Origin of the sequence: Rahnella sp. NRRL B-41462 (assembly GCF_003263525.1) — a bacterium.
Taxonomy (GTDB): Bacteria; Pseudomonadota; Gammaproteobacteria; order Enterobacterales; family Enterobacteriaceae; genus Rahnella; species Rahnella aceris.
Window position 1 is genome coordinate 72,865 of record NZ_JYDF01000022.1, and the last position, 26,007, is coordinate 98,871.

At 50.9% G+C, this 26,007-nt stretch carries 22 protein-coding genes and 1 pseudogene; 15 read left to right on the forward strand and 8 right to left on the reverse strand.

The annotated features are described in order from the left end of the window. Window positions 1-141 precede the first annotated feature (141 nt). On the forward strand, window positions 142-1,149 hold the full coding sequence (gene argF, locus UC14_RS06815; protein WP_013577162.1) for an ornithine carbamoyltransferase: 1,008 nt from the start codon (window positions 142-144) through the stop codon (window positions 1,147-1,149). A 160-nt stretch (window positions 1,150-1,309) separates the two neighbouring features. Further along, a complete protein-coding gene (locus UC14_RS06820; RefSeq protein ID WP_013577163.1) occupies window positions 1,310-3,112 on the forward strand; it encodes a sugar phosphorylase in 1,803 nt (600 codons plus the stop codon). Here UC14_RS06820 and UC14_RS06825 read toward each other — a convergent pair. Then, window positions 3,093-3,563: a YhcH/YjgK/YiaL family protein gene (locus tag UC14_RS06825; RefSeq protein WP_013577164.1), complete on the reverse strand. Its 471-nt coding sequence runs from the start codon at window positions 3,561-3,563 to the stop codon at window positions 3,093-3,095. The two genes, UC14_RS06820 and UC14_RS06825, sit on opposite strands and share 20 nt — an antisense overlap. 688 nt (window positions 3,564-4,251) lie before the next feature. Between UC14_RS06825 and arcA the strand changes: the two genes are divergently transcribed. From arcA to ridA, 8 genes are all read left to right on the forward strand, one after another. Then, window positions 4,252-5,472: an arginine deiminase gene (gene arcA, locus UC14_RS06830; RefSeq protein WP_112197438.1), complete on the forward strand. Its 1,221-nt coding sequence runs from the start codon at window positions 4,252-4,254 to the stop codon at window positions 5,470-5,472. 22 nt (window positions 5,473-5,494) lie between these two features. Next, window positions 5,495-6,406 carry a carbamate kinase gene (gene arcC, locus UC14_RS06835; protein WP_013577166.1) on the forward strand — a complete coding sequence of 304 codons (912 nt, stop codon included), beginning with the start codon at window positions 5,495-5,497 and terminating at the stop codon, window positions 6,404-6,406. A 33-nt stretch (window positions 6,407-6,439) separates the two neighbouring features. After that, window positions 6,440-7,447: an ornithine carbamoyltransferase gene (gene argF / locus UC14_RS06840; RefSeq protein ID WP_112151034.1), complete on the forward strand. Its 1,008-nt coding sequence runs from the start codon at window positions 6,440-6,442 to the stop codon at window positions 7,445-7,447. 52 nt (window positions 7,448-7,499) lie between these two features. Then, window positions 7,500-8,903, forward strand: coding sequence for a YfcC family protein (locus UC14_RS06845; RefSeq protein WP_112197439.1), 1,404 nt, complete (start codon window positions 7,500-7,502; stop codon window positions 8,901-8,903). Between the two features lie 61 nt (window positions 8,904-8,964). Then, window positions 8,965-9,471, forward strand: coding sequence for an arginine repressor (locus UC14_RS06850; protein ID WP_013577169.1), 507 nt, complete (start codon window positions 8,965-8,967; stop codon window positions 9,469-9,471). Window positions 9,472-9,720: 249 nt separating this feature from the next. Beyond that, window positions 9,721-10,656: an aspartate carbamoyltransferase gene (gene pyrB, locus UC14_RS06855; protein ID WP_013577171.1), complete on the forward strand. Its 936-nt coding sequence runs from the start codon at window positions 9,721-9,723 to the stop codon at window positions 10,654-10,656. A gap of 19 nt (window positions 10,657-10,675) precedes the next feature. Then, on the forward strand, window positions 10,676-11,140 hold the full coding sequence (gene pyrI, locus UC14_RS06860; RefSeq protein WP_013577172.1) for an aspartate carbamoyltransferase regulatory subunit: 465 nt from the start codon (window positions 10,676-10,678) through the stop codon (window positions 11,138-11,140). A 55-nt stretch (window positions 11,141-11,195) separates the two neighbouring features. After that, entirely contained in the window at window positions 11,196-11,582 is a 387-nt protein-coding gene (gene ridA / locus UC14_RS06865) for a 2-iminobutanoate/2-iminopropanoate deaminase (protein WP_013577173.1), read from the forward strand. Window positions 11,583-11,664: 82 nt separating this feature from the next. Here ridA and UC14_RS06870 read toward each other — a convergent pair whose 3' ends face one another. The 5 genes from UC14_RS06870 to UC14_RS06895 all read right to left on the reverse strand — a co-directional run bounded on the left by UC14_RS06870 (window position 11,665) and on the right by UC14_RS06895 (window position 18,296). Then, window positions 11,665-12,195, reverse strand: a complete 531-nt coding sequence (locus UC14_RS06870) for a hypothetical protein (protein ID WP_112197440.1) — start codon at window positions 12,193-12,195, stop codon at window positions 11,665-11,667. 306 nt (window positions 12,196-12,501) lie between these two features. After that, window positions 12,502-13,032: a hypothetical protein gene (locus UC14_RS06875; protein ID WP_013577175.1), complete on the reverse strand. Its 531-nt coding sequence runs from the start codon at window positions 13,030-13,032 to the stop codon at window positions 12,502-12,504. A gap of 315 nt (window positions 13,033-13,347) precedes the next feature. After that, window positions 13,348-13,878, reverse strand: a complete 531-nt coding sequence (locus UC14_RS06885; protein WP_015690501.1) for a hypothetical protein — start codon at window positions 13,876-13,878, stop codon at window positions 13,348-13,350. Beyond that, window positions 13,875-15,908: a M23 family metallopeptidase gene (locus UC14_RS06890; protein WP_112197441.1), complete on the reverse strand. Its 2,034-nt coding sequence runs from the start codon at window positions 15,906-15,908 to the stop codon at window positions 13,875-13,877. The genes UC14_RS06885 and UC14_RS06890 overlap by 4 nt, the downstream gene beginning before the upstream one ends. Window positions 15,909-15,980: 72 nt before the next feature. Continuing rightward, window positions 15,981-18,296: a type VI secretion system Vgr family protein gene (locus UC14_RS06895; RefSeq protein ID WP_112197442.1), complete on the reverse strand. Its 2,316-nt coding sequence runs from the start codon at window positions 18,294-18,296 to the stop codon at window positions 15,981-15,983. A gap of 394 nt (window positions 18,297-18,690) precedes the next feature. Between UC14_RS06895 and UC14_RS06900 the strand changes: the two genes are divergently transcribed. The 5 genes and pseudogenes from UC14_RS06900 (at window position 18,691) to UC14_RS06920 (ending at window position 23,759) form a co-directional block, all read left to right on the forward strand. Next, the gene (locus UC14_RS06900; protein WP_013577183.1) at window positions 18,691-20,142 is read left to right on the forward strand and encodes a circularly permuted type 2 ATP-grasp protein; all 1,452 of its coding nucleotides are present in this window, start codon (window positions 18,691-18,693) and stop codon (window positions 20,140-20,142) included. Next, entirely contained in the window at window positions 20,136-21,077 is a 942-nt protein-coding gene (locus tag UC14_RS06905; protein ID WP_013577184.1) for an alpha-E domain-containing protein, read from the forward strand. The genes UC14_RS06900 and UC14_RS06905 overlap by 7 nt, the downstream gene beginning before the upstream one ends. After that, window positions 21,077-21,871 carry a transglutaminase family protein gene (locus UC14_RS06910; protein WP_013577185.1) on the forward strand — a complete coding sequence of 265 codons (795 nt, stop codon included), beginning with the start codon at window positions 21,077-21,079 and terminating at the stop codon, window positions 21,869-21,871. Before UC14_RS06905 ends, UC14_RS06910 begins: the two co-directional genes overlap by 1 nt. Window positions 21,872-21,897: 26 nt before the next feature. Beyond that, window positions 21,898-22,629, forward strand: a complete 732-nt coding sequence (locus UC14_RS06915; RefSeq protein WP_112197443.1) for a proteasome-type protease — start codon at window positions 21,898-21,900, stop codon at window positions 22,627-22,629. Window positions 22,630-22,728: 99 nt separating this feature from the next. Then, window positions 22,729-23,759 (forward strand): annotated as a pseudogene (locus UC14_RS06920) (LacI family DNA-binding transcriptional regulator). A 45-nt stretch (window positions 23,760-23,804) separates the two neighbouring features. Here the strand turns inward: UC14_RS06920 and UC14_RS06925 are convergent. After that, a complete protein-coding gene (locus UC14_RS06925; RefSeq protein ID WP_013577188.1) occupies window positions 23,805-24,815 on the reverse strand; it encodes an OmpG family monomeric porin in 1,011 nt (336 codons plus the stop codon). 99 nt (window positions 24,816-24,914) lie between these two features. Next, entirely contained in the window at window positions 24,915-26,003 is a 1,089-nt protein-coding gene (locus UC14_RS06930) for an ABC transporter ATP-binding protein (protein WP_112151035.1), read from the reverse strand. Window positions 26,004-26,007: the final 4 nt, after the last annotated feature.

Below are 26,007 nucleotides of genomic sequence, written 5' to 3' on the forward strand. Positions count from 1 at the left end.
TGTACGCTATTTTCACACACCGCAGGGCGCGTCTCCACTATAAACGACAAAGTTTTTGCTGCGGGGTTGTATTTGCATATTCATCCAGTTAAATTGAATTTAAATTCAATCCGAAATGCTTACGCGCTATGGAGCGACATCATGAGTTTGTTGAGTAAACGTCATTTTCTCAGGTTACTGGATTTTACCCCGTCAGAGATTTCGTCACTGCTGAAACTCTCCGCAGAATTAAAAGCGGCTAAGAAAAACGGCACCGAAAAAGCCCGCCTGCAAGGCAAAAACATCGCGCTCATCTTCGAAAAAGACTCAACCCGCACCCGATGCTCTTTCGAAGTTGCCGCATACGATCAGGGGGCGAAAGTCACCTATCTCGGCCCAAGCGGCAGCCAGATCGGCCACAAAGAATCGATGAAAGATACTGCCCGCGTCCTTGGCCGCATGTACGACGGTATTCAGTATCGCGGTTACGGTCAGGATAAAGTGGAAATTCTGGCGCAATATGCCGGTGTCCCCGTGTGGAATGGCTTAACCAACGAATTCCACCCGACGCAGTTGCTGGCTGACCTGCTGACCATGCAGGAACACCTGCCGGGCCAGCCACTGAAAGGCATGCGTCTGGCCTATCTGGGCGACACCCGTAACAATATGGGCAATTCGCTGCTGGAAGCCGCCGCATTATGCGGTCTGGATTTGCGCCTTGTCGCACCGTCGGCCTGCTGGCCGGAAGCCGAACTGGTCGCCACCTGTGAGCACCTGGCGAAAGAAAATGGCGGCAGCATTACCCTGACCGAAGATATTGCGACCGGCGTGAAAGATGCTGATTTCCTGTATACCGACGTGTGGGTTTCCATGGGCGAGCCGAAAGAAGTCTGGAAAGAGCGTATTAATTTGCTACGCCCTTATCAGGTCAACAGCGCGATGCTGGCGCTGACCGGCAATCCGCAGGTGAAATTCCTGCACTGTCTGCCAGCCTTCCATGACGACCAGACCACGCTGGGCAAACAAATGGCGGAAGAGTATGGCCTGCACGGCGGCATGGAAGTCACCGATGAAGTCTTTGAATCCAGCCACAGCGTAGTATTTGATCAGGCTGAAAACCGTCTGCATACCATCAAAGCGGTGATGGTTGCCACCCTCGGTAACGACTGATTTCCCCCGGGCGTGCAGCAAGGATACACTTCCTGCACGCTGCAATCTTTACATCGTTTTGCACTTTATCCCGCCCGTTCCCGCCAGAAGACTGCATTTTCAGCTAACCTTTTTAAAGCGCTTTGGTCAAAAAAACAAAAATGCAGAAGAAGGAACCGATATGAGCTCAGTCAATCTTGAGTATGTTCTGCGGCTGGAAAGCCTGTTAAGCAGGATTTACCCCCGGGAACACATCGCCGACCTGCTGAAAAAAATCCTGCATCTCGCCGACAAATGGAATTACGGCAAACACCGCACCACCCGCTGGGTGGATGGTACCAATATTTATCTGATTACTTATGGCGATAATATCCGTCACGGCGAGCAACCGCCGCTGGCGACGCTCAATCATTTCGCTAACACTTATCTGCGCGACATTATCAGCGACATCCATATTCTGCCGATGTATCCGTACAGTTCAGACGACGGCTTTAGCGTCATTGACTACCGGCGGATCGATGAACATCTTGGTGGCTGGTCAGATATTCATCACCTTTCGGCCAATTTCAACCTGATGTTTGATTGCGTGATCAACCATATTTCCCGCTCAAGCGAATGGATGAAAGGCTATCTGCATGACGATCCGTATTACAAAGATTACTTTATTGCCGCTAATCCCGAGCTGGATTACAGCCGCGTCGTGCGCCCGCGCGCTTCGCCGCTGCTCTCGCCATTTATCAAAACCGACGGCACCGAACTGTATCTGTGGACGACGTTCAGTGAAGATCAGATCGATATTAATTTCAAGAATCCTCAGGTCTTGCTGGAAAGCATTGATGTGCTGTTGCAATACGCCGCCAGCGGCGGACAGTCGATCCGCCTTGATGCGATTGGCTATATCTGGAAAGAAGCCGGGACGCGCTGCATTCACATGCCACAGGCGCATAACATCATTAAAGTCTGGCGCACTATTCTCGATGAAGTGATCCCCGGCACGCGGATCATCACTGAAACCAACGTCCCGCATCACGAAAATATCAGTTATTTCGGCGAAGGTGACGAGGCACACATGGTGTATCAGTTCCCGCTGCCACCGCTGACCTTGCACGCTTTTTTGCGTCAGGACACCACCACGCTCACCCAATGGGCGCAAAGCCTGAATGCGGAAGCCCGTTACCCTGACACCACCTATTTCAACTTCCTTGCCAGCCACGACGGCATCGGTTTACGTCCGACCGAAACCTTCCTGACCGATGACGAACGTAAATACATGGCGCAGGAAACGCTGCGCAAGGAAGGCCGCGTGTCCTATAAAGACAACGGCGACGGCACCCATTCGCCTTACGAACTGAACATTAATTACCTGAGCGCGCTGACCGAACCGGAAGATAATACCGAGATGAAAGCCCGCAAGTTTCTGGCGGCACAGGCGCTGTTATTGTCGTTTATCGGCGTCCCGGCGATTTATATTCACAGCCTGCTGGGCAGCGAGAACGATCTCGACGGCATGCATCAGTCCGGGATCAACCGCCGCATCAACCGTAAAAAGCTGGATCTGATGGATATTGAAGCTGAACTGGAAAAAAAAGACGGCTTACGCGCCCGCATTTTTTACGGATTACAGGCACTCATCAGGCACCGCCGCGAGCACCCGGCATTTTCACCGCAGGCTGGCCAGCGCGTGTTTGATCTGGGCAAATCGCTGTTTGCGATGGAACGCTATGATCCGAAAACCGAAGACCGGATCAGCTGCATATTCAATATCAGCGATCATTCGCAGATGCTGAAGCTGGCGGTCGAAGGGAAGGATCTGATTAGCGGAGAAGTATTTAACGGCCAGATGCGTCTCCAGCCGTGGCAGGTGGTGTGGATCAAACACAAACTCAAAGCGCCGGAACGTCTCGGCAGGCTGCGTCGCTGGCGGATGAAGCTGATCAAGCGCACAAAGCGCTACACAATAAGCATTAAGCGGACAATGCGCTGACGTTCATTTTCACCACGGCTTTACGCACATTGGCCGGTTCGCCGACGGCGCACAGCGGTTTATGCACTTCGCCCGGATAAAACACCACGAAATCGCCGGTCTGCATGATCATGGTTTTTTCCTGCTCACCGGCAGCCAGGAACGCGATGTCTTTCTCTTCCAGCCAGTCGGTATCGACATACCCTGCCGGTAAGTTGCTGAACGTCATGCCTTCGGTGCCGTTGAGGATAATCTGGATATCCAGATTACGTGCGTGGAACTCGGCACGGCGTTCAGCCTGTGGCGCAGTGGAATCATTGGAAACCAGCACAAAAACGTCGTTGCCGCGGATATCGTGTTTACCCAACGGGGTGTCCGGCGTGATGTGTTGTTTAACGTATTCAATGGCCTCGCGCAGCTCAGCGGGCAGATAAGGGACGAGATGCAGTGCGTGGATGTTTCCTGTGATCATCATAACCTCGGGTTTGTAATGCATGAGTGAAACAGCGTTTCATAAATACTAATCCTGTTTGCTGTCTGCTTGCCAGAGCGGGATCAAAATTTTGACTTCCTGGGGGATATTTTTGTGGCTGAACATCACCCGTAGCCGGTAAACAATGGTTATGCAGCCAGATTGCATAAACCCTGAAAACGTATTCAGTGTGGCCCTTTCATCCTGTTGGTATTACGGATTTTTTATAAAAACTCACTCACAGATCACAAAGTTAATTAAACCGAAAACACCTCAAATAAATCATAGTTATTTAAGGTTTCAGAGTATTTATAAATATTTAATCATAAAAAAAGACATTCTATGCAAACGAGAAATAAACCCCTTATTTTTTAGCGAATTATAACTGAGTAAACATTATCTCAATCGGTCATTAACTGTCAGGATAAATAATTACGCTGATATTTCGTTTATTATTCACTTTACTGCGCCCGCTAATAAATAAAACAATGACGCTTATCAATCAACCTATAACCTCTTTCATCCGTTTATTCTGATGCGATCTGAATCACATATTAAATGCCTGAGCGGAATATTATTCACTCCGTTGCGGGCACATTCCATTTCAGGTTGAATATATTATTTATTCTCCGCGTAATTCATTTGCCCAAAACATTATTTGGTCTTCTTTTTATAAAAAGGGATAAATATGAAACGGCATTATGTAGGATCCGAAATAGGCCAACTTCGCAGCGTGATGCTTCACCGGCCAAATTTAAGTTTACAGCGACTCACCCCGTCGAATTGTCAGGAATTATTATTCGATGACGTACTTTCCGTTGAGCGCGCCGGAAAAGAGCATGACGTCTTCAGTCAGACCTTGCGCCAGCAAGGTGTGGAAGTCTTATTGCTCACTGACCTGCTGACGGAAACCCTCGATAACCGCGAGGCCAAAGACTGGCTGCTCAGCCGGCAAATCTCGGATTACCGGCTTGGGCCACAATTTGCCGAAGAGATTCGTGGCTGGCTGGCCGATCTTCCTCACCGGCAAACGGCCCGGTTTATGAGCGGCGGATTAACATACAGTGAAATTCCCGATACATTCCATAATATGGTCACAGATACGCATCAGTTAAATGACTTCGTGATTAAGCCTTTACCCAATCATTTATTTACCCGTGATACCTCCTGCTGGATATATAACGGCGTATCAGTTAATCCGATGGCAAAGGAAGCACGTAAACGGGAAACCAATAATTTACGGGCCATATATCGCTGGCACCCGCACTTTACCGATAACGAATTTATTACTTACTTTGGCGACGACGAATTTAATTACGACCACGCCACGCTGGAAGGTGGCGATGTTTTAGTCATTGGCCGTGGCGCAGTATTAATTGGTTTATCAGAACGCACGACACCGCAGGGTGTGGAGTTCCTCGCGCGTTCACTGTTCAAACATCAGCAAGCCACCAAAGTGATTGTGCTGCAATTACCGAAACACCGTTCCTGTATGCACCTTGATACCGTCATGACACATATCGATCTGGACACTTTCTCGGTGTATCCGGAAGTGGTGCGCGACACCACGTTGTGCTGGACGCTGACCGACAATGGTCACGGTGGCCTGCATCGCACCGAAGAACCACAGTTCGTGCGGGCAATCGGTAAAGCGCTGGGCATTGACGACATCAGACTCATCACCACCGGTGGCGACAGTTTTGAAGCCGAACGCGAACAGTGGAATGACGCCAATAACGTCCTGACCGTGCGTCCCGGCGTGGTCATCGGCTACGAACGTAACACCCGGACTAACGAAAAATACGACAAAGCCGGAATCACCGTTCTCCCCATTCCGGGTGATGAACTGGGAAGAGGTCGCGGCGGCGCACGTTGCATGAGCTGCCCGCTTGAACGCGACGACATCTGATCACCTATACCGGGAAAATTTCATGAACAAACCTGTTCTGGTTGTCGCCCTCGGCGGCAACGCATTGTTGCGCCGTGGCGAACCGCTCGAAGCCGAACTGCAGCGCAAAAACATCCGTCTGGCGGCCGAAACGCTGGCTGCGCTATGCCAGAAATGGCGCGTCGTGCTGGTGCACGGCAACGGCCCGCAGGTCGGATTGCTGGCGCTGCAAAACAGCGCTTATCCGGCAGTCGCGCCCTACCCGCTCGATATTCTGGTGGCACAAACACAGGGGATGATCGGCTATCTGTTGCAACAGGCGTTGAAAAATTGTCTGCCTGAGAGTCGCGTCTGCACCCTGCTGACGCAGGTGGAAGTCAGCCTACTCGATCCGGCATTTGATAAGCCGACGAAATACATCGGTCCGGTTTATACGCAGGCGCAGTCGGAAAATCTGGCCGCCGAAAAAGGCTGGGCGATGAAAGCCGACGGGCAGCATTTCCGCCGCGTGGTCGCCTCTCCTCAACCGCAGCGCATCCTCGAGATTGATGCCATCCGTGACTTGCTGGAAAAGCACTATCTGGTCATCTGTAACGGCGGCGGCGGTGTGCCGGTTCATCAGACCGCCGACGGGCTGGCAGGCGCAGAGGCCGTCATCGACAAAGACCTTTCGGCGGCGCTGCTGGCGCGTCAGTTACAGGCCGACGCGCTGCTGATCCTGACCGATGCCGATGCGGTGTACCTCGGCTGGGGCACGCCGGAGCAGCGTCCGCTGCATCAAATCACTACACGGGATCTCGCCGGTATGACCTTCGACGCCGGATCCATGGGGCCGAAAGTCAGTGCCGCCTGCCAGTTTGTCGACGCCTGCCACGGGCTGGCGGGGATCGGCGCACTGGAAGAGGGTGAAGCCATTCTGGCCGGTCTGAAAGGCACCTGTATCCGCGCGGAATAACCCGCCCTCACTTGATTATTTCAGGATGATGTTATGACTACCACATTGAAAAACCGTCATTTTCTTAAACTTCTTGATTTCACACCGGAAGAAATTCAGCAACTGATCACCCTGGCGCTGACGCTTAAAGACGATAAGCAAACGGGTCAGGAACGCCCTTGTCTGCGCGGAAAAAATATCGCGCTGATTTTTGAGAAAACCTCTACCCGCACCCGCTGTGCGTTTGAAGTCGCCGCGTTTGATCAGGGCGCACACGTGACTTATCTCGGCCCTGGCGGCAGCCAGATCGGACACAAGGAATCCATGAAAGACACCGCCCGCGTGCTGGGGCGAATGTATGACGGCATCGAATACCGGGGTTTTGCACAAAAGACGGTGGAAGAACTGGCGGAATTCTCCGGCGTACCGGTGTGGAACGGGCTGACCGACGAGTTTCATCCGACCCAAATCCTTGCCGACCTGATGACCATGCTTGAACACTCGCCGGGTAAAAAACTCAGTCAGATCAGCTTCGCTTATCTGGGCGATGCCCGAAACAATATGGGTAATTCCCTGATGGTCGGGGCAGCAAAAATGGGAATGGATATCCGTCTGATCGCGCCAAAATCCTTCTGGCCGGAAGAGACACTGGTCGCGACCTGCCGCGATATCGCCCGCACTACCGGCGCAAGGATCCTGCTGACAGAGCACGTTGATGAAGGCGTACAGGGCGTCGATTTTCTTTACACCGATGTCTGGGTGTCAATGGGCGAAGCCAAAACCGCCTGGGCAGAACGTATCAGTCTGATGACCCCGTATCAGGTTAATGCGGCGGTGCTTAACGCTACCGGCAATCCTGACGTCAAATTCATGCACTGCCTGCCCGCCTTCCATAACGAAGAAACCACCCTCGGCAAAGAACTGGAAATCGCTTACGGCATGAAAGGGCTGGAAGTGACGGATGACGTTTTTGAGTCCCCGCATTCCATCGTTTTTGATGAAGCCGAAAACCGTATGCACACCATAAAAGCGGTCATGGTCGCCACCCTTGGCGATGACTAAGCCCCTTGCGTGAAGGCGTTTTGCCTTCACGCTTTTTTTAAGGATTACGTTTATGCGTACATTCAAATTCCCTTCTGCCTACACCATTTTGTTTGTGCTTATCGCGCTGGTTGCGGGCCTGAGCTGGATTATCCCCGCCGGTCAGTACGACATGGCGATGAATGTCGGGCTGGGTAAAGAAGTTCCCGTCTCAGGCACCTATCACGCCGTTACCGGCAACCCGCAGGGGCTGGTGGATATTTTCCTCGCGCCCATTGATGGCCTGTACAACCACACCACCGGCCAGGCTGGCGCAATTGATGTCGCTTTATTTATTCTGATCATCGGCGGTTTTCTGGGCATCGTCACCAAAACCGGGGCAATCGACGCCGGAATTGAACGGGTGACTGTCCGGCTTAAGGGCAAAGAAGAATGGATGATCCCGATCCTGATGGCACTGTTCGCCGCCGGTGGCACCATTTACGGCATGGCCGAAGAGTCATTGCCATTTTACACCCTTCTGGTACCGGTGATGATGGCGGCCCGTTTCGACCCGCTGGTCGCGGCGGCTACCGTACTGCTGGGCGCCGGGATTGGCACGCTCGGCTCAACGATCAATCCTTTTGCGACGGTGATTGCCGCCAATGCTGCCGGGATCCCCTTCACCCACGGGATCGGCCTGCGCGTGGCGATTCTGATCGTCGGCTGGCTGATCTGCGTGATCAGGGTGATGCGCTATGCCCGTAAAGTGCGCCGCGATCCCTCGCTTTCTGTTGTGGCTGATCAGTGGGACAGCAACCGCGCCCACTTTCTCGGTAACCGCAGCGATGAACTGCTGCCCTTTACCGGCGTACGTAAAATCATTCTGCTGATCTTCGCGCTGGCTTTTGTGGTGATGATTTATGGCGTATCGGTAAAAGGCTGGTGGATGGGGGAAATCTCCGGCGTTTTCCTGGCTGCGGCGATCCTGGTGGGGCTGATTGCCCGCATGAGTGAGGAAGAACTGACCTCGACATTCATTGATGGCGCACGCGACCTGCTCGGCGTGGCACTGATCATCGGCATTGCCCGTGGCATCGTGGTGATCATGGACAACGGCATGATCACCCACACCATTTTGCACAGCGCAGAAGGCATCGTTTCCGGATTATCCAGCGTGATTTTCATTAACGTCATGTTCCTGCTCGAAGTGGTGCTGTCGTTTCTGGTGCCCTCTTCATCCGGTCTGGCGGTGATGACCATGCCGATTATGGCGCCTCTCGCCGATTTCGCCCACGTCGGGCGTGAACTGGTGGTGACCGCTTATCAGTCGGCATCGGGGCTGGTGAATCTGGTCACGCCGACCTCCGCCGTCGTCATGGGCGGTCTGGCCATCGCGCGGGTGCCCTATGTCCGCTGGCTGAAATGGGTCGCACCTTTGATGGGAATTTTACTGGTATTGCTGATGTTCGCGCTAAGTCTCGGTTCTTTGGTTTAACTCTTTGTAGAAAATGATTTTTTTGCCATGTTGACGTCCTTTATTTACCGGGAACATAACCATGAAAAGAACGTTGTCTACACTTGAAAAAGAACACCAGCAACTGATCCTCTGCCATCAGCTTATTGCCAGCCGGAGTTTTTCATCACAGGAAGAACTGCGTGTGGAATTCCAGCGGGCGGGATACCGCAACATCGGCCAGTCCACCATTTCTCAATTGCTGAAAATACTGGGCGTCGTGAAGGTACAGAATGCTAAAGGCAAAAAGATTTACGCCCTGAATGAGCAATCTCAGCTTATCCCTGATGCCCTGAGGCCAGTGAGTGAAATGGTCACCGATGTGGATCACAACCCTCAATTTGTCGTGGTACATGTCATGCCGGGCTATGGCCGCGCCGTGGGGCGGATTATCGATCAACACCGGTTGCCGGAGGTGCTCGGCGTGATCGCATCGAGTACTTCCGTGCTGGTTGCGCCACGGGAAATGACAGAGCTGGACAGAGTTTGCAGGATAATCAGGCGAATACTGGCGATAAAGGAAAACCACGGCAGCAACCGTTTGCCTTAGGCCATTTTTCCGCTTGATGTCGTCAATGACCCGCGTATAATGCGCCACAATTTGTCGGGAGAACCCATGAACAATCGCCAGGTTTTGTGCTCAGATGATCGACCAAACACCGTGCCATCAGGCAGCCCGCTGCCGTTGTTCTTCCGTGGTATTACCGTTTTACTGAAAGCCCCTCATTGAGGGGCTTTTTTTTGTCCGGAATTTGAGCGCCACACTTTTTTACGCGTAAAGAACAGGAGAATGACGACTATGGCCAATCCGCTGTATCAGAAAGACATCATTTCTATCAACGATCTCAGCCGCGAAGAGCTGGAACTGGTACTGGATACCGCTGCCAGCCTGAAAGCCAACCCGCAGCCTGAATTGCTGAAACACAAAGTGATCGCCAGTTGTTTCTTCGAAGCCTCAACCCGCACACGTCTGTCATTTGAAACGTCGATGCATCGTCTGGGCGCCTCGGTGGTGGGTTTCTCCGACAGCAGCAACACCTCGCTCGGCAAAAAAGGCGAAACGCTGGCCGATACCATTTCGGTCATCAGCACCTACGTTGATGCGATTGTGATGCGCCATCCGCAGGAAGGCGCGGCGCGTCTGGCGACCGAATTCTCCGGCGGTATTCCGGTGCTCAACGCAGGCGACGGAGCGAACCAGCATCCGACGCAAACCCTGCTGGATTTGTTCACCATTCAGGAAACTCAGGGCCGTCTCGACAACATTAAAATCGCCATGGTCGGCGACCTGAAATATGGCCGCACGGTACATTCCCTGGCACAGGCACTGGCGAAATTTAACGGCAACCGCTTCTACTTTATCGCGCCGGACGCGCTGGCGATGCCGGGGTATATCCTGACGTTGCTGGAAGAGAAAGGCATCGAATACAGCCTGCACAGCAGCATTGATGAAGTGGTGTCTGAAATCGACATTCTGTACATGACCCGCGTGCAAAAAGAGCGTCTGGATCCATCGGAATACGCCAACGTGAAAGCACAGTTTGTCCTGCGGGCTGCCGATCTGACCCATGCTCAGCCGCACCTGAAAGTGCTTCACCCGCTGCCGCGTATCGATGAAATCACGCCGGATGTGGATAAAACGCCTTATGCCTGGTATTTCCAGCAGGCCGGTAACGGAATTTTTGCGCGTCAGGCTTTGCTGGCGCTGGTTCTGAACGCAGACACTGCACAGTAAACTTGAGGAGAAAACGATTATGACGCACGACAACAAACTTCAGGTTGAAGCGATCAAATGCGGTACGGTCATCGACCATATTCCGGCCCAGGTCGGATTTAAATTACTGTCGCTGTTCAAGTTTACCCAGACGGAACAACGTGTGACGGTCGGCCTGAACCTGCCTTCCGGCGAGCTGGGCCGCAAAGACATCATCAAAATTGAAAACACCTTTCTGACCGACGAACAGGTCAATCAGCTGGCGGTGTATGCCCCGCGCGCGACGGTGAACCGCATCGACAATTACGACGTGGTGAAAAAGCTGATGCCGACGCTGCCGGACCGGATTGTCGGCGTACTGCGCTGCCCGAACGGCAATTGCATCAGCCGTTTTGAACCGGTGGATTCCAGCTTTGCGGTGAAACAACGCGCAGACGGCGTGCACCTGAAGTGCAAATACTGCGAAAAAGAGTTTGAGCATCAGGTGGTGCTCAATAACGACTGAGCCTTTATACTGGGGAACAATTTCTTGTTCCCCTTAACGCAAATCAGGAGACATTATGTCCCGCGAAATCAGCACTGAAAACGCCCCCGCCGCTATCGGTCCTTATGTTCAGGGCGTGGATCTGGGCAGTATGATCATCACTTCCGGCCAGATCCCAGTGGATCCTAAAACCGGCTCTGTGGCTGACGACATTTCTGCACAAACGCGCCAGTCACTGGAAAACGTACAGGCGATCGTTGAAGCCGCTGGCCTGAAAGTGTCAGATATTGTGAAAACCACCGTTTTCGTGAAAGATCTGAATGACTTCGCCACCGTTAACGCCACGTATGAAGCCTTCTTCACCGAGCACAACGCGCCATTCCCGGCCCGTTCTTGCGTTGAAGTCGCCCGTCTGCCAAAAGACGTGAAAATCGAAATCGAAGCCATCGCCGTCCGCCGTTAATTCGCGTCAGTGATGCACCAGACCAGCCTGCGGGCTGGTTTTTTTTGCCGAAATCAACACCTGACCATGACTTTAATTACCATCATTGCGGATGTGAGCAACTTTTTTTGGCCAAGTTCACATAAAAGCCATAGCTATAATCAATTTTTCTTTTTGTTGGAGGATAACTTGACAACCTTCCCTTTTCAGCCTCACCAGGAATTAATGTATAATCGAACTTATAATAAACCCCATTGATTTTAATAATGCTTTCATACATGTCAGTTAAAATACCATCTTCATTAAATATGCTGTAATTATAAAGAAAACTGTTAACCCAATGCGGCGCGCTTATTATTTTTAATGCATCTCCATTTGTATCAAACTCTAACAATCTAATTTTATAAATTTTTCCCAAGTTATTTTCAATCCACTCCCTATCGATTATACTCATTTCAGCCTTATCCTTTTTATATAGCGTATCTATTTCACAATTTATATAATAGTCCTTACTATATGAATCAACCACTTTATAGCCTAGTGGGCCAGAAGATATAATATATCTTGGCCACATATAATATAAACCTAGCAATAAAAAAACCAACCCCAGTGCTATTTTAATATTTACTTTCATTTTGGAAGGTAATCCTTATATTCCTTTGAAAGATTATAGGGCGTGGTGCCTACTCCAACATCATTCAATGCTCCATCAATGTTATATGAAGCCCGCATATTTTTATATTCATCTCACACTCTGAGGAAAGCATCTCAAACCAAGGGGTTTTAATTACCTTACTAGGTAAATATTACGACCCTGACCCCATGTATTCTCGTAATTACCGATGATAATAAACCCACCACAGGAATACTAAAATAACTCGCCTTTTCATACCCGGCCCTCCTTAGAGATAGGAATAGAACAATAACGTTGAAATTAACATCATTGCGGATGTGAACAACTTTTTTTTGCTAAATCAACATCAAAGTCATAACTATAATTTTTTCTTTCCGTTGAAGGTCTGAAACTTGCGAAATAGCCTTTCTGTATATCTCCTTTTCTGGGAGTATATTGAAAATGATAATACAATCCACTTATGAAAAATATACTTTCATAGGTATCACCATCAACATCACCACTCACATCAAAAAATGTGTATTTATACTTAAATGAGTCAATCCATAAGCCGCTTGTAATTGCTTTATAATAGCCTGTACTTTGGTCAAACTCCTTCAACTCATCTTCATATATAACATTTGTGTTATTTCTTAACCAATCTTTCGTTCTTTCATCCATTTCTGGGGCTTTTTTTTTGTATAATGCTGGTCTTTCACAGTCTATGTAATATTCCCTTGCATATGAGTCAGCTATTTTATAGCCATAGTCATCTGAATGTATAATATATTTAGGGAAAAACAAATAACCTAAAATACAAAAAGAAACAAAAATAAAGATAGCTATCTTACTCTTCATTTTGGCATGAATTCCATGTAGTCTGGCCCGAAATGAATTATTACAGGCGTTGTCCCCGCAACAACATCATGTAAAGCGCCCTGGACATTATATGCGGCCCTACAGTAGTTCACACTCTCATCGCGTTCTCGGCTCAACTCATTAAATAATTCGTCTTTTTTTATCTTACTTTCCAGACGTTCCATCCTTGTTCCCCATGCATTCTTATGATTACCGCAAATAATAAATCCCCTACGGGAATACCAAAATAAACTGCCATTTTCATACCCAGCCCTCCTCCGAGAGGAGAATCGAGCGATAACGTTGAAATTAACATCATTGCGGATGTGAGCAGCTTTTTTTTGCCAACCCCACATTAAACTCATAGCTATAATTAGTTTTCATTATTGAAGGAGTTAGGCTTGAAAGAACGCCAGAGTTCACACTTCCATTTCTAAACGAATATTGAAATTTATAATAACGGCCTGACATGAAAGTTATGTTTTCAAAAGTATCGACTAAATCCCCATCATAATCGAATAAGCTGTGCTTGTACAAAAAACCATCAACCCAATGATTGGATGTTACCACTTTTAAATAATTCCCGTCCTTGTCAAACCTCATTAACTCATCTTTATATAAATCAAGAACATGGTTTTCTATCCATTCTTTTTCAGATGGAAGCATAATGATAGGTTTTTTTTTGTATAGAGTCGCAGTCTCACAATCAATAAAATATTCCTTAGAGTAAGAATCCACCACTCTGTATCCTAACTTACCTGACTCTATTATATAATTCGGAAAAATTAAATATACGAAAAAAATAATAAATAATAAAATTATAAATAATATTTTATTGGCTTTCATACTGGAAGAAACTCCATGTATTCATCTGTCAAATTATATGGGGTAGTTCCTGCCCCAACATCATTTAGTGCGCCATCAATGTTATATGAGGCCCCGCATAATTTTATATTAACCTCACGCTCTAAGGAAAGCTTCTCAAACCAAGGATCTTTAATCACCTTACTAGCTAAACGTTGCGACCTTGACCCCCATGTATCTGCATAACTACTCCGAATAACATATGCAAAAACTGGAATATCAAAATAATTAGCCATTTTTTGCGCTAAACTTTCATTTATCTTGGGTGTGAATTCATAATCACTATGTCCATCAAGTCTTCCCATAGCAGTACGGCAAGCATAGGAATTAATTCTTCCCAACCGACTAAATATATTTTCATTTATCATTGTGTAGTTCTGTAAGTTCACACTCAACTTTTCTGAAACAGCATATTTATATCCAAATGCAAACTCACTTTGCAAACCGTGACAAAAAATAGATAACTGTTTGACGGGAATGCAATGCCTGTCACTGCCTTCATTTAGATATTTAAATAAATTAGTATTGCATTCAATTTTCTTATATTTAAAGCCAAACTTCATCGCTGATGATTCAAGCATAGCATAATGTTTATCTTCATAACCCTCTTCAAATATCAATACAGTGTATACTCCACGATTGCCTTCCTGCATATACTTCCTCATATACCTTACCGCCTGACCGATAAAAGACAGTTTATTTGCTGGGTCATTGTGTATTTGTGTCCCAACCACTGCAATATACTCAACCTGTGAGGCCTTATTGATATGCGTAATAAAAGCCGCAGGGTTGAAATGCCAGACCCTTCCTGATAATGCTGTTCGGGCTTCAGCAGGTAATTTGCCAAAAAAGCTGAGGGCATTGGCATGATTAAGAAATTTATCCCAGGAAGGAGGATTAAAAGCAGGTTGAACGAATTTATTATCCTGCTTTAACCAACTGAACCGTGAGTCAACGGTGGTTTCATCCCATTCAAACGGGAACCGGCAAATCGCGTAAAAATATTTTTCTTTTAAGCTTTTCTCATCGTTTATTTGCTGCTGCCATTGCTGAATAACCGGTGAATCACACTGGCTGTCTGCATTACTGTCATCATCAACAAGTGACCACCCCATCCAGTGAGGAAAATCAGCATCAGAGTATTGATTAATACCCGGTGCAGTCATTTTCACCCACCCCGAACCGCCGGGATAATTAGCACAAATCCATTCAGCTTCATTCCAGGTCACTGTTTCGCCGTAATCCCTTGCCGGTACGGCAGGCAAACGGACACCCGCCTCACTGAGCTTCGTGTAAATGCTGCTACCTGCCGGATTTTCCTGACGGGTAAAGACCTTCTTATTCGTAAAAGTGACGAAAAGCTCAGTGTCGCTGATATACAGCGGGGGTCTTGTCGCTTTCTTTTCGTCAGGAGAGGCCATAAAAGGCGTGCCGGAGGGCAAATAATAATGCTTATCACCATAGGTGATATCGCTGCGCCCAGGTTTGCTGATATCAAGATTGCCTGTGCTTCTCCCCGCAAGCTTTTGCAGGTTCGTATCATCACAGCAAATCTGAAAATGGAATCCGTTCTTGCCGTCTACGCGTCCGGATGTGCCCAATATCGTGCCTTTTTTAATGAGGGTTCCCACGCCTTCCAGTACATTCCTTCTCACCTGTTTCAGGTGCTGACACAACGAATAGAAAACGATGTTCACTTCGGGGTCACCCAGCGTCAGAGTGTGACGCAACAGCACCACCCCGTCGTCTGTCGCCCCCAGATAGCACAACGGATCCTCACTAATTCTGTCGGAAGGATAGCGACAAAAAACAATTTCTCCTTCCGCAATCGCCCTGACCGGATTGGCAGTCCCCCCCGCATCGGTATGAGGAATATGCACACCACCGTGCCAGGCCCCGAGATTATTTACGGGGAAGTCCCTGTATTTATCGACGTGAATACATCGCCTGACCCAGTCATCGTCAGTTTCTGTTTTTCGCTGTGAAAGTAAAATCGGGGGCGCTAATAACATATTTTCATCCTTGTTCAGCTTTCCGCTTGCTGGAATGTTGATTGCGATACTCGTGGGTTATATACCCTGTGCTCAGGAAATTCCGGCGCGGGTTATATCGTTTGTAGGCTCATTCTCTGCTTCCTGTTCCGTTAATCCGCTTATCACCGGTGGAACCGACGGAAAGTCATGCGGCATCGTTTCCGCCACCGTCAGCACCGTGTGCGGCGTTTTCCTGAAATACTCACCGGCCGTGCCGTACTCAATTTTGCCGTCCTGCAGGATGAGATAACTGCCGCCACCAATCAGCGTGATGCGCTTTTTCGCGCTGAACAGGATGTCGCCGTCCACCGCCGTGAGGCTCACTTTTTTGCCCGCCGCCAGTGACAGCTGGTTGTTCTGCGCCTGAACGTCGACCTTGCCCTCGCTGGCCTTCAGGCTCATTTCGCCCTTCAGCGCAAAGATGCCCATTTCCTCACCGGTGTTGACGGTCAGGTTCTTAATCACCCCGATATCCGCATTGTTACCGGCGTTCAGAATCATGTTTTGGGTCGCCGCCAGTTGCAGATGCTCGCCGCTGGTCAGCGCAATCCCTTGTGGCGCGCTGGCCAGTACCACCTGATTTATCGGCTTCAGCCGTTCGCTGAACATCGCGATTTGCGCCGCGATGTCGGCCTCCAGCGCGCTGGCTTCGGCGGCGGCCTGGCTGAGGGCTTTCACCTGACGCTGCAGGTAGTCGATTTCAGCCATCGCCGCGCTGTTATCCAGCACCTGACCCTGCGCGTTTGGCTGGGCGTCCGCGCTGAGAAAGACACCCTTACCGCCGCGCAGGACGCCGTGTTCATCGGTGCGCAGCTCGAAACCTTCGCCGCGCGGCGCGTTTTGCGCATCGACGATATGCCCGCTATTCAGCTGGGTCTTGCCGTATTCGGTGGCGAGTTTGATGTGCTCCTCACCGCGCCGGTCCTCCATCCGCAGTTTGTTATTTGACGGGGTGCGCAGAACGTTGCGGGTGTGGTTCCGTTCGGTCACGGGGTCGGGATGTTCGGAGTCGTGCAGCGCGGCGGCGATATACGGCCGGTCGGGGTCGCCGCCGTCAAAGGCAATCGCCACTTCGGTGCCGTCGGTCAGCGGCATATGCCAGCCGTAGCCGTCGCCGCCGTAGGGTTTGGCGAGGCGTACCCACAGGTACGCGTAACCGGCATCCGCCGACGCACGGTCGCCGTCAATCCGTACGCGGTAACGCCCCTGATTATCCAGCCACGCGTAGGTGTCGCCTTTGGCCGGGCTTTCCACCCGCGCCGGTATCGTGCCGCTGAGCACCGGCCGCGCCGGTGGTTCGGGGCGGAAGCCAATCGTTTCGCGGTAGGCCATCCCCCAGATATTGAGGCGAAAATGTTCGGTGCGTGAGCCTTTGGCGACGATGCGGGTAATGAGGATGCCGTCCGGCAGGTCGCTGAACGGGTAGGCCTGCGGCTCCAGCACCTGACCCGGCGCCAGCCCGCTGCCGGTGGTGCGGGCGAATATCCGGCACTGATGATTGAGTTTACGTTCATGGCGGATGCGGGCATAAAACGCGCCGGTTTCGGCGGCGGCGTCCACGTCCTCACCGGCCTCGCGGTAAGGGCGGGCGTACAGGTAGCTTTCGCCGGTCACCGGCGCGGCGCTGCGCACCTGCGCGCTGACGTCCAGCGGCGTGGTGGCCTCGCGGTAGTTGTAATCGCGTTTAAAGATTTTGCCGGTGACAGCGTTCCAGTGGATTTTCAGCCCCCAGACGCTTTCGGCGTGGCCGTCGCGCATCCCCGACGGCTCGCAGTACGGCAGGGTCACGCCAAACTGGTACTGCTCCGGCCCGTCGCCGAACAGCACCCTTTCACACGTCAGGCGGGTGTCCGCCTCAAAGCGGAACCAGATACCGACCTCGGCCAGAATGCGTTTTATAAACTGCAGGTCGGTCTCGCCCCACTGGGTGATAAGCTCGTGGTCGGGGTAGGTCTGGCTGAGGCGAAACTCAAAATCCTGCCCCTCGAGCCCGTGTTTGCGCAGGATAAACTCCGCCACCTCGGGCACCGACTGGTTCTGAAAAATAAAGCTGTTGGTGCTGTTTTCCAGCAGCCGCAGGCGCGGCACCAGCTCAAGGCGGTACAGGGTTTCGTCGGCGGAGGTCGACAGGCGCTGAAAGTCACGGATAACGCCGTACACGACGCGTTCCGGCTGGAAAGGCGTGCCCATCGTAAAGCTGGCGAACTGGCGCAGCATCTGCGCGGCACCGATATCCGGTTCGGGGCAGGTGACGTCAACGGTGTAGGAAAAAGTCTCGCTGAGCTGTTCCTCGCCGCGAAAGTTCAGCACGTCCAGACTGTACGGGCTGTTCCAGATATCGAGAGAATAGCGGGAAAGTGTATCCATTCCGGTCCCTGGTTGGCATGTGAAAAGCATCCTGCTTTTCGGGGTGTGAGGAAACTGTATTCACATGGTGAAATTGTGGGAATTTTGTATCAGGATCCGGAGAATGCGAATGTGATGATGCACAGAAATACTAAACATAATTAATGTATCCATAAGTTTTTTTTGTTGTTTTCATATCATCAATGGCGATTGCCTCATCAACGATCATACTTACAGTAACCTAATCATTTCTGCCCTCTTTTCACTCAACTTGAAAGCGCGCTGCACCCGAACAGGGCAGACCGGCCCCTTTTGACCTGATTTTCAGCCCGTTTTGCACGCTGGCACACTTTATGCCTGATCTTCATTGTTATTGAACGATTCAATTGCAGCCTGTCCAGTTTGTGAGGTGATGATGATCAAGATTGACCTTTCCGATTCACCCTTTTTTGATGAAATGTTGATGGCTGAAGGCAAACACCGCAGCCATTATCAGGCCTACTGGCAGTGGTTGCAGCAAGCCGATCAACAGGCAGTCCAGCGCAAAAAAGAGGAAGCTGCGCTGTTGTTTCACCGGGTGGGGATTACCTTTAATGTTTATGGCGAAGATGATGGCGCGGAACGGCTGATCCCGTTTGACAGCGTGCCACGCATTATTCCGGCCAGCGAATGGCAGATGCTTGATCGCGGGATCCGTCAGCGGGTTCAGGCGCTTAATGCTTTTCTGCATGATATTTATCATGACCAGAAGATCCTCAAGGCAGGGATCGTGCCCGCCGAACAGGTGCTGGCCAACGATCAGTATCAGCCCTGCATGCAGGGCATCGATCTTCATCGTGATACCTACGCCCACATTGCCGGAACCGACATGGTGCGGGGAGGCGATGGCGAATACTACGTGCTGGAAGACAACCTGCGCACGCCGTCCGGTGTGTCTTACATGATGGAAAACCGCAAAATGATGATGCGGTTATATCCCGAATTGTTTGCCGAGCAGCGTATCGCGCCGGTTTCCCGCTACCCTTCCCACTTACTGCAAACCCTGCGCGAAAGCACCACCGTCAACGATCCGACCGTCGTGGTACTGACGCCCGGCCGCTTTAACAGTGCCTATTTCGAGCACAGTTTCCTCGCACAACAAATGGGCGTTGAACTGGTAGAAAGCGTCGATCTGTTCGTGAAAGACGGCGCGGTGTTTATGCGCACCACCGCCGGACCGTGCAAGATTGACGTGATCTACCGGCGTATCGACGACGCCTTCCTCGATCCGCTGGCGTTCCGCGCCGATTCCATGCTCGGGGTTCCCGGCCTGCTGTCGGTGTATCGATCCGGTGGTGTGGTGCTGGCGAATGCGATCGGTACCGGCGTGGCGGATGATAAATCGATCTACCCGTATGTACCGGAGATGATCCGTTACTACCTGGCGGAGGATCCGATCCTCAATAACGTGCCGACGTGGCAATGCCGCAAGGAAAGCGATCTGTCTTTCGTGCTGGCAAACCTGGAAAAAATGGTGGTGAAAGAGGTTCATGGCGCAGGCGGTTACGGCATGCTGATTGGGCCGACGGCCAGCAAGGCAGAAATTGAACGCTTCCGCGAATTACTGCGCATCCGCCCGGAAAACTACATCGCGCAGGAAACGCTGGCGCTTTCCACCTGCCCGACCTTTGTCGGTAACGGGCTGGCACCGCGTCATATCGACCTGCGGCCCTTTGCGCTGACCGGCGCCGAAATTCGTCTGGTACCGGGCGGATTAACCCGCGTAGCGCTGGAAGAAGGCTCGCTGGTAGTGAATTCATCTCAGGGCGGCGGGACCAAAGATACCTGGGTGCTGGAAGAAAATCCGACGGAGGATGACGCATGCTAAGCAGAACAGCCAGCGAACTGTACTGGATGGCGCGTTATCTGGAACGCGCCGAGAATATTGCACGCCTGCTGGACGTGACCAATAAGCTGTCGATGATGTCGATCCGTGACGTCAACGCACGCGATGAAAACAATGATTTACTGGTACCGCTGACCATGACCGGTACGCGGACACTGTTCAACGAGCACTATCCGCAGGAGTCGATGGGTAATCTGCTCAACTTCTTCGCTCTGGACAGCTTCAACCACAGCAGCATTTTCAGTTGCCTGCAAATGGCCTGGAACAATGCGCATGCGGTGCGCGGCAGTCTTTCTTCTGAAGTCTGGGAAAGCATCAATGCCACCTGGATAGAGATGAAACTGATCCGCCGTCAGGGCGTCGGTTCTGCCGGTGCAGACGCTTTCTTCGACTGGGTCAAGGAGCGCTCACATCTGTTTCGCGGTGCGATGTTCGGCACATTACTGCGCAGTGATGCACTGAACTTTATCCGCCTCGGCACCATGCTTGAGCGGGCGGACAGCACCGCCCGCCTGCTGGATGCCAAAAATCAGTTACTGAATGCCGATGAAGATCCGGTGCGCGAGTACTACCGGATGGACACGCTGCTGCGTGCGGTCAGCGCCCGCGAAGCGTTCCACACGCTTTATAAGCAGCAACTTAGCCAGAAACGTATTGCCGAGCTGCTGATACTGCGCCGCGAGTTACCGCGTTCTCTGCTTTCCTGTGTCGAAATCATGGCCGAACAGCTGGAGGAAATCGGCGGCAGCGCAGGCAATTTGCCACGTCGCCGTGTCCATACCCTTCATGCTCAGCTTCGCTTCACCGAAATGGACGAGATTGTTGAGATGGGTCTCAGCCCCTGGTTGATGCAGTTTCTGGATCAGACCAATGCCATCGCTGAGAGCATTCATCAAACCTATCTGGAGGCCCAATAATGAAACTGAATGTCACACATCAGACGCATTACAGCTATGCGCAACAGGTTAAACACAGCACGCAATATCTGCGCCTCACACCGCAGGATTCCAGCCATCAGAAGATTTTGTCGTGGGATCTGACCTTGCCGGAATATGCCACCCGCACGCTGGATGCCTATGGCAATGTGCTGCATGTCCTGACGCTCGATCAACCCCATCAGGCGATCACCATTGAAGCCAACGGCGTGGTCGAGATTGAAGACAATACGGAAGACGATAATTGCGGGCATCTCTCGCCGCTGGTGTTTTTGCGCACCAGCCCGCTGACCCTGGCCGATGGCGCGATCCGCGATTTCGCCAGCCGTTATTACCGGCCGCAGGCACAGCATGAAAGTCTGTGCAGCCTGATGGGCGAACTGCTGCTGAAAATGCCTTACAACCCCGGCAGCACCACGGTGAAAGACAGCGCCTCACAAGCCTTTTCAGCACAAACCGGCGTATGTCAGGATCACACACACGTTTTCCTGGCCTGCTGCCGCAGCCTGGGCATCCCGGCGCGTTACGTCAGCGGCTATCTTTACTCGGAAGACTCGGCGCATGTGGCCATGCATGCGTGGGCGGAAGCCTGGCTGGATGACCGCTGGCAGAGCTTCGATGTCACCAATAACACCTGTAAACCGAATCAGCATTTGAAACTGGCTATCGGCATAGATTATCTTGATGCATGCCCGGTCCGCGGTATCCGGTTAGGGGGAGGAAGCGAAGACATGCGCACTGTCGCGGCCGTTGCCATACTCGACGTTCCGCAATGATCCTGAATACCTGAGGAAACCTTTTTATGACTTACTGTGTGGCCATGCGCTTGTCCTCTGGCCTGGTGTTTGTTTCAGATTCACGCACCAATGCCGGAGTGGACCATATTTCCACCTTCCGTAAACTGCATGTTTTTCATCAAAGCGATGAACGCGTGCTGGTGATCCAGAGTGCCGGAAATCTGGCGACCACACAGAGCATTATCAGTCTGCTGCATCGTCGCTGCGCAGACGATGAGCGGGAAAACCTGCTGAACGTGAAGTCGCTTTACGATGCCGCCAGCCTGCTGGGTGAAACGGTGCGTGAAGTGATTGCACGGGACAGCGGCGCAAATCAGGGGGGCAATACAGATTTCAGCTGCAATCTGTTGCTCGGCGGACAGATTAAAGGTGAGGGCCAGCGGCTGTTCCACATTTATCCGCAGGGGAATTTCATCGAAGCCACGCACGACACGCCTTATTTCCAGATTGGTGAGAGTAAGTACGGTAAGCCGATTATCGATCGCGTACTGAGCTACGACACCGCGCTGGATCAGGCGATGCAATGTGCGCTGATTTCGATGGACTCCATACTGCGCAGTAATCTTTCCGTCGGCCTGCCGCTGGATGTGATGACCTATCCGACAGACAGCTTCAGCGCCGCGCAACAGCACCGGATCACCGAAACACACCCGTATTTCGACATGATCCGCAAAGGCTGGGGCGAAGGCCTGCTGAGCATTTTTGCGCAGTTGCCGCCGCTGAAATTAGACGAGTAATAATCCGCCACATCAGGTCTGGGGAAAATGGACAACCTCAGACCTGCCCCGTATTATCAATATCCCGTCCTTAATACGGATATTTGAGGTGCATATATTGTGGCAGTCACTATTTATGATATTGCCCGTCTGGCAAAAGTGTCCAAATCTACCGTTTCCAGAGTTATTACCAACCAAACCAATATTTCGCCAGATGCCCGTGAGCGCGTGCTGGATGCTATCCGCACGCTGAATTATCAGCCAAGCAAACTGGCGCGGGCGCTGACATCCAAAGGTTTTGATGCGATTTTAGTGATATCCACCCGTTCGACCAAAACAACCGCCGGGAACCCTTTCTTCTCCGAAATATTGCAATCCATTGCGCTGAGAGCGGAAGAAGAGGGTTTTGACGTTATTTTGCAGACGTCCAAAAATAGCGAAGAAGATCTGCAAAAGTGTGTCGCTAAAATAACGGAAAAAATGGTGAAAGGCGTGATAATGCTCAGTTCACCCGCCGATGAATATATTCTGGAACAGTTAGATAATTATCAGGTTCCTGTGGTGGTGATTGGCAATATTGAAGGAACATATCAGCACGTCTTTTCCGTCGATACCGATAATTTTCAGGACAGTTACCGGCTGACAGAACATCTTATTTCGCTCGGTCACCAGGATATTGCCTGCCTGCACGCGCCGCTGGATTATCACGTTTCCATTGACCGCCTTGCCGGTTATAAACGCGCCATGCAGGATGCCGGTCTGACTGCGCAACCGGGCCTGATGATTGACGGCGGTTATACCACCGAAAGCGCTTATCTGGCGGCGACGACATTGCTGCAAAAGGCGCATCCGCCGACGGCCGTTTTCGCCACGGATGCCGTGAAAGTCATGAGCATTTACCGCGCGCCCATGAACAGAAAAAGATCATTCCCGATGAAATTTCCATCACCGGTTACAGCAGCGACAATATTTCGCCGATCCTGTCTCCGGGGCTGACCGGCATTGAAATTCCTATCCGCGAATTAGGCTGGCAGGGTTGCGGTGTGCTGTTCGATAAAATTTTCGATCGTCCCGGCGCGCATTCCCGCACGCTGGTGCCGACACAGCTGGTGGTGAATCATTCCGCCATAGAAATCACTGCCGGAAAATAAGAAAACCCAACCGGAAAACAGCTTCCGGTTGGGTGATGAGAGGCATCAGAAAGAATAGGTGACACCGACACCGGTATAATGGAATTTGGTCTTCGCATTGGCGCTGGCATCGGTATTATCGTGCAACTGCAATTCGTAGGCATATTCCAGTGAGATGGCAAAACCGTTGGGTAAAGGCTGATTGATTAACAACCCGAATCGCGTATCGGTTTCTCCTTCGCGTTCTCCGCGATCATCATTGTAATAATAGGTATCCAGCGTCCGGCGGGCATAAGGCGTCAGCACGGTTTTCCCGCTGGAGAAAAGATCGAAGCTCACCGGCAAATAGATACGCGCTTCCTGTTTAGCGAATTCCCCGCGCTGGCTGTCACCGGTATTCCATCCGCGATCTAAATAATAACTGACCTGCATCGCGATATCGTCGGTGAAACTGTATTTCAAACCGGTTTCACCTTCAAACTCTTTATTCAGATAACCGTTATCGTCCATACTATTATAATAATTATACAACGCCATCCAGCCGTTATATTTCAACGCAGGACTAAGCGACACCGACCAGTCTGGCTGAATGGTATAACGCTGGGTATTATAAGAATTGCCCTCTTTCTTTTTATCTTCATTATATTGCCACTGATAGTTCCTGAAACCGAGCATCAGCCCCAGCGCATAATCTGCGTTATCCACAAACTGATAATGCATATCGAATTCGACCTGATTAAACCAGTCACTTCGGGTATCTTCGGAGTAATCGACGTTATGGTCTTCCTGATAAAATGCGCCGTAGAAGTTCCACTTTCCTTTGCTGAAGTTAACAAATACCGTCGGTTCATAAGCGCCGTCTTTATCGCCCTGACCTTCTGTGTTCTCTGTTTCCTGCATGGCGCCGATCTGCACCTTCCAGGGTTCAGCAGGTAACGCAACGTTACCGATCGGTACCGGCGTCAGCATTGCCGGTGAATTATGATCTTCATTTTTATTTACGCTTTCGCTCTCAGCGGAAAAAGCCGACGAGCAGACTGTGCCGCATAATAATGCGGCAGCCACTTTCATTTTCATTATAATAATTCCTTTTACAGTAGGGGCAGATGGATATTAAAACAACGGATAACCTCTTTTAAAATTCGTGTTATTTATACACGTTAGTGAAATAACTTATTAATGCGCGGTAATGACTTCCTCAGTTTCACAATCAAAGAAATGACATTTATTCATATCAAAGCACAGGGATAATAATTGTCCGGCCTGATAATCAGTATTAGCGTTTGAACGGCAGACAAATTCATGACCGCCAATCGAGCAATACAACATAAATTCTGCTCCGGTCAGTTCAGCCACCGTAATTCGCGCGTCAAAATGTGCGTTCTGCTGCTCTGCACCGGCGATATCTTCAGGACGGATCCCGAGTACCAGCGGTTTACGTTGATAACCCCGTGCATTCAATATCGTCAGTTTGTCTTCAGGCACCGGAATATGCAGACTTTCCGTCACGAAAAAGTTGCCATCCAGCGCACCACGGATAAAGTTCATCGCCGGTGATCCAATAAAACCGGCCACAAACATATTTTGTGGATGGTTATAGACCGTTTTAGGCGCGCCAACCTGCTGGATAATGCCGTCTTTCATCACCACAATCCGCGTCGCCATGGTCATAGCTTCGGTCTGATCATGGGTGACATAAATCATCGTCGTATTGAGTTTATGGTGCAGCTTGCTGATTTCGGCCCGCATCTGTACCCGCAGTTTGGCATCGAGGTTCGACAGCGGTTCGTCCATCAGAAAGACTTTGGCATCACGCACAATCGCGCGCCCGAGCGCGACGCGCTGACGCTGGCCGCCGGATAACGCCCCCGGACGTCGCGCCAGATACTCATTCAGCCCGAGGATCTGGGCCGCATACTCCACGCGCTGACTGATTTCCTCCGGCGCAATCTTTCTCAGTTTCAGGCCAAACGCCATGTTGTCGTACACGGACATATGCGGGTAAAGCGCATAGTTCTGAAATACCATCGCTATCTCGCGATCTTTCGGTGCGACGTCGTTCATGCGCACGCCGTCGATCAGCAGGTCGCCGGAAGAAATTTCCTCCAGCCCGGCGATCATACGCAGGGTGGTAGATTTTCCGCAGCCGGATGGCCCGACAAACACGATAAATTCTTTATCCGCGATCTCCAGATTGAAATCCTTCACCACGTGAACCTGTTTGTCGTAAATTTTCTGAATGTGTTGCAGTGAAATCTGAGCCATAATT

Bases quoted from the DNA above. Each gene is read 5' to 3' on its own strand.
- arcA (WP_112197438.1), top strand. From the start codon at position 4,252: ATGAAACGGCATTATGTAGGATCCGAAATAGGCCAACTTCGCAGCGTG.
- UC14_RS06895 (WP_112197442.1), bottom strand. From the start codon at position 18,296: ATGGATACACTTTCCCGCTATTCTCTCGATATCTGGAACAGCCCGTAC.
- UC14_RS06845 (WP_112197439.1), top strand. From the start codon at position 7,500: ATGCGTACATTCAAATTCCCTTCTGCCTACACCATTTTGTTTGTGCTT.
- argF (WP_112151034.1), top strand. From the start codon at position 6,440: ATGACTACCACATTGAAAAACCGTCATTTTCTTAAACTTCTTGATTTC.
- UC14_RS06910 (WP_013577185.1), top strand. From the start codon at position 21,077: ATGAAACTGAATGTCACACATCAGACGCATTACAGCTATGCGCAACAG.
- pyrB (WP_013577171.1), top strand. From the start codon at position 9,721: ATGGCCAATCCGCTGTATCAGAAAGACATCATTTCTATCAACGATCTC.
- UC14_RS06890 (WP_112197441.1), bottom strand. From the start codon at position 15,908: ATGTTATTAGCGCCCCCGATTTTACTTTCACAGCGAAAAACAGAAACT.
- UC14_RS06820 (WP_013577163.1), top strand. From the start codon at position 1,310: ATGAGCTCAGTCAATCTTGAGTATGTTCTGCGGCTGGAAAGCCTGTTA.
- UC14_RS06875 (WP_013577175.1), bottom strand. From the start codon at position 13,032: ATGAAGAGTAAGATAGCTATCTTTATTTTTGTTTCTTTTTGTATTTTA.
- UC14_RS06930 (WP_112151035.1), bottom strand. From the start codon at position 26,003: ATGGCTCAGATTTCACTGCAACACATTCAGAAAATTTACGACAAACAG.
- UC14_RS06905 (WP_013577184.1), top strand. From the start codon at position 20,136: ATGCTAAGCAGAACAGCCAGCGAACTGTACTGGATGGCGCGTTATCTG.
- ridA (WP_013577173.1), top strand. From the start codon at position 11,196: ATGTCCCGCGAAATCAGCACTGAAAACGCCCCCGCCGCTATCGGTCCT.
- argF (WP_013577162.1), top strand. From the start codon at position 142: ATGAGTTTGTTGAGTAAACGTCATTTTCTCAGGTTACTGGATTTTACC.
- UC14_RS06900 (WP_013577183.1), top strand. From the start codon at position 18,691: ATGATCAAGATTGACCTTTCCGATTCACCCTTTTTTGATGAAATGTTG.
- UC14_RS06850 (WP_013577169.1), top strand. From the start codon at position 8,965: ATGAAAAGAACGTTGTCTACACTTGAAAAAGAACACCAGCAACTGATC.
- UC14_RS06915 (WP_112197443.1), top strand. From the start codon at position 21,898: ATGACTTACTGTGTGGCCATGCGCTTGTCCTCTGGCCTGGTGTTTGTT.
- UC14_RS06925 (WP_013577188.1), bottom strand. From the start codon at position 24,815: ATGAAAATGAAAGTGGCTGCCGCATTATTATGCGGCACAGTCTGCTCG.
- UC14_RS06825 (WP_013577164.1), bottom strand. From the start codon at position 3,563: ATGATCACAGGAAACATCCACGCACTGCATCTCGTCCCTTATCTGCCC.
- UC14_RS06870 (WP_112197440.1), bottom strand. From the start codon at position 12,195: ATGAAAGTAAATATTAAAATAGCACTGGGGTTGGTTTTTTTATTGCTA.
- UC14_RS06885 (WP_015690501.1), bottom strand. From the start codon at position 13,878: ATGAAAGCCAATAAAATATTATTTATAATTTTATTATTTATTATTTTT.
- arcC (WP_013577166.1), top strand. From the start codon at position 5,495: ATGAACAAACCTGTTCTGGTTGTCGCCCTCGGCGGCAACGCATTGTTG.
- pyrI (WP_013577172.1), top strand. From the start codon at position 10,676: ATGACGCACGACAACAAACTTCAGGTTGAAGCGATCAAATGCGGTACG.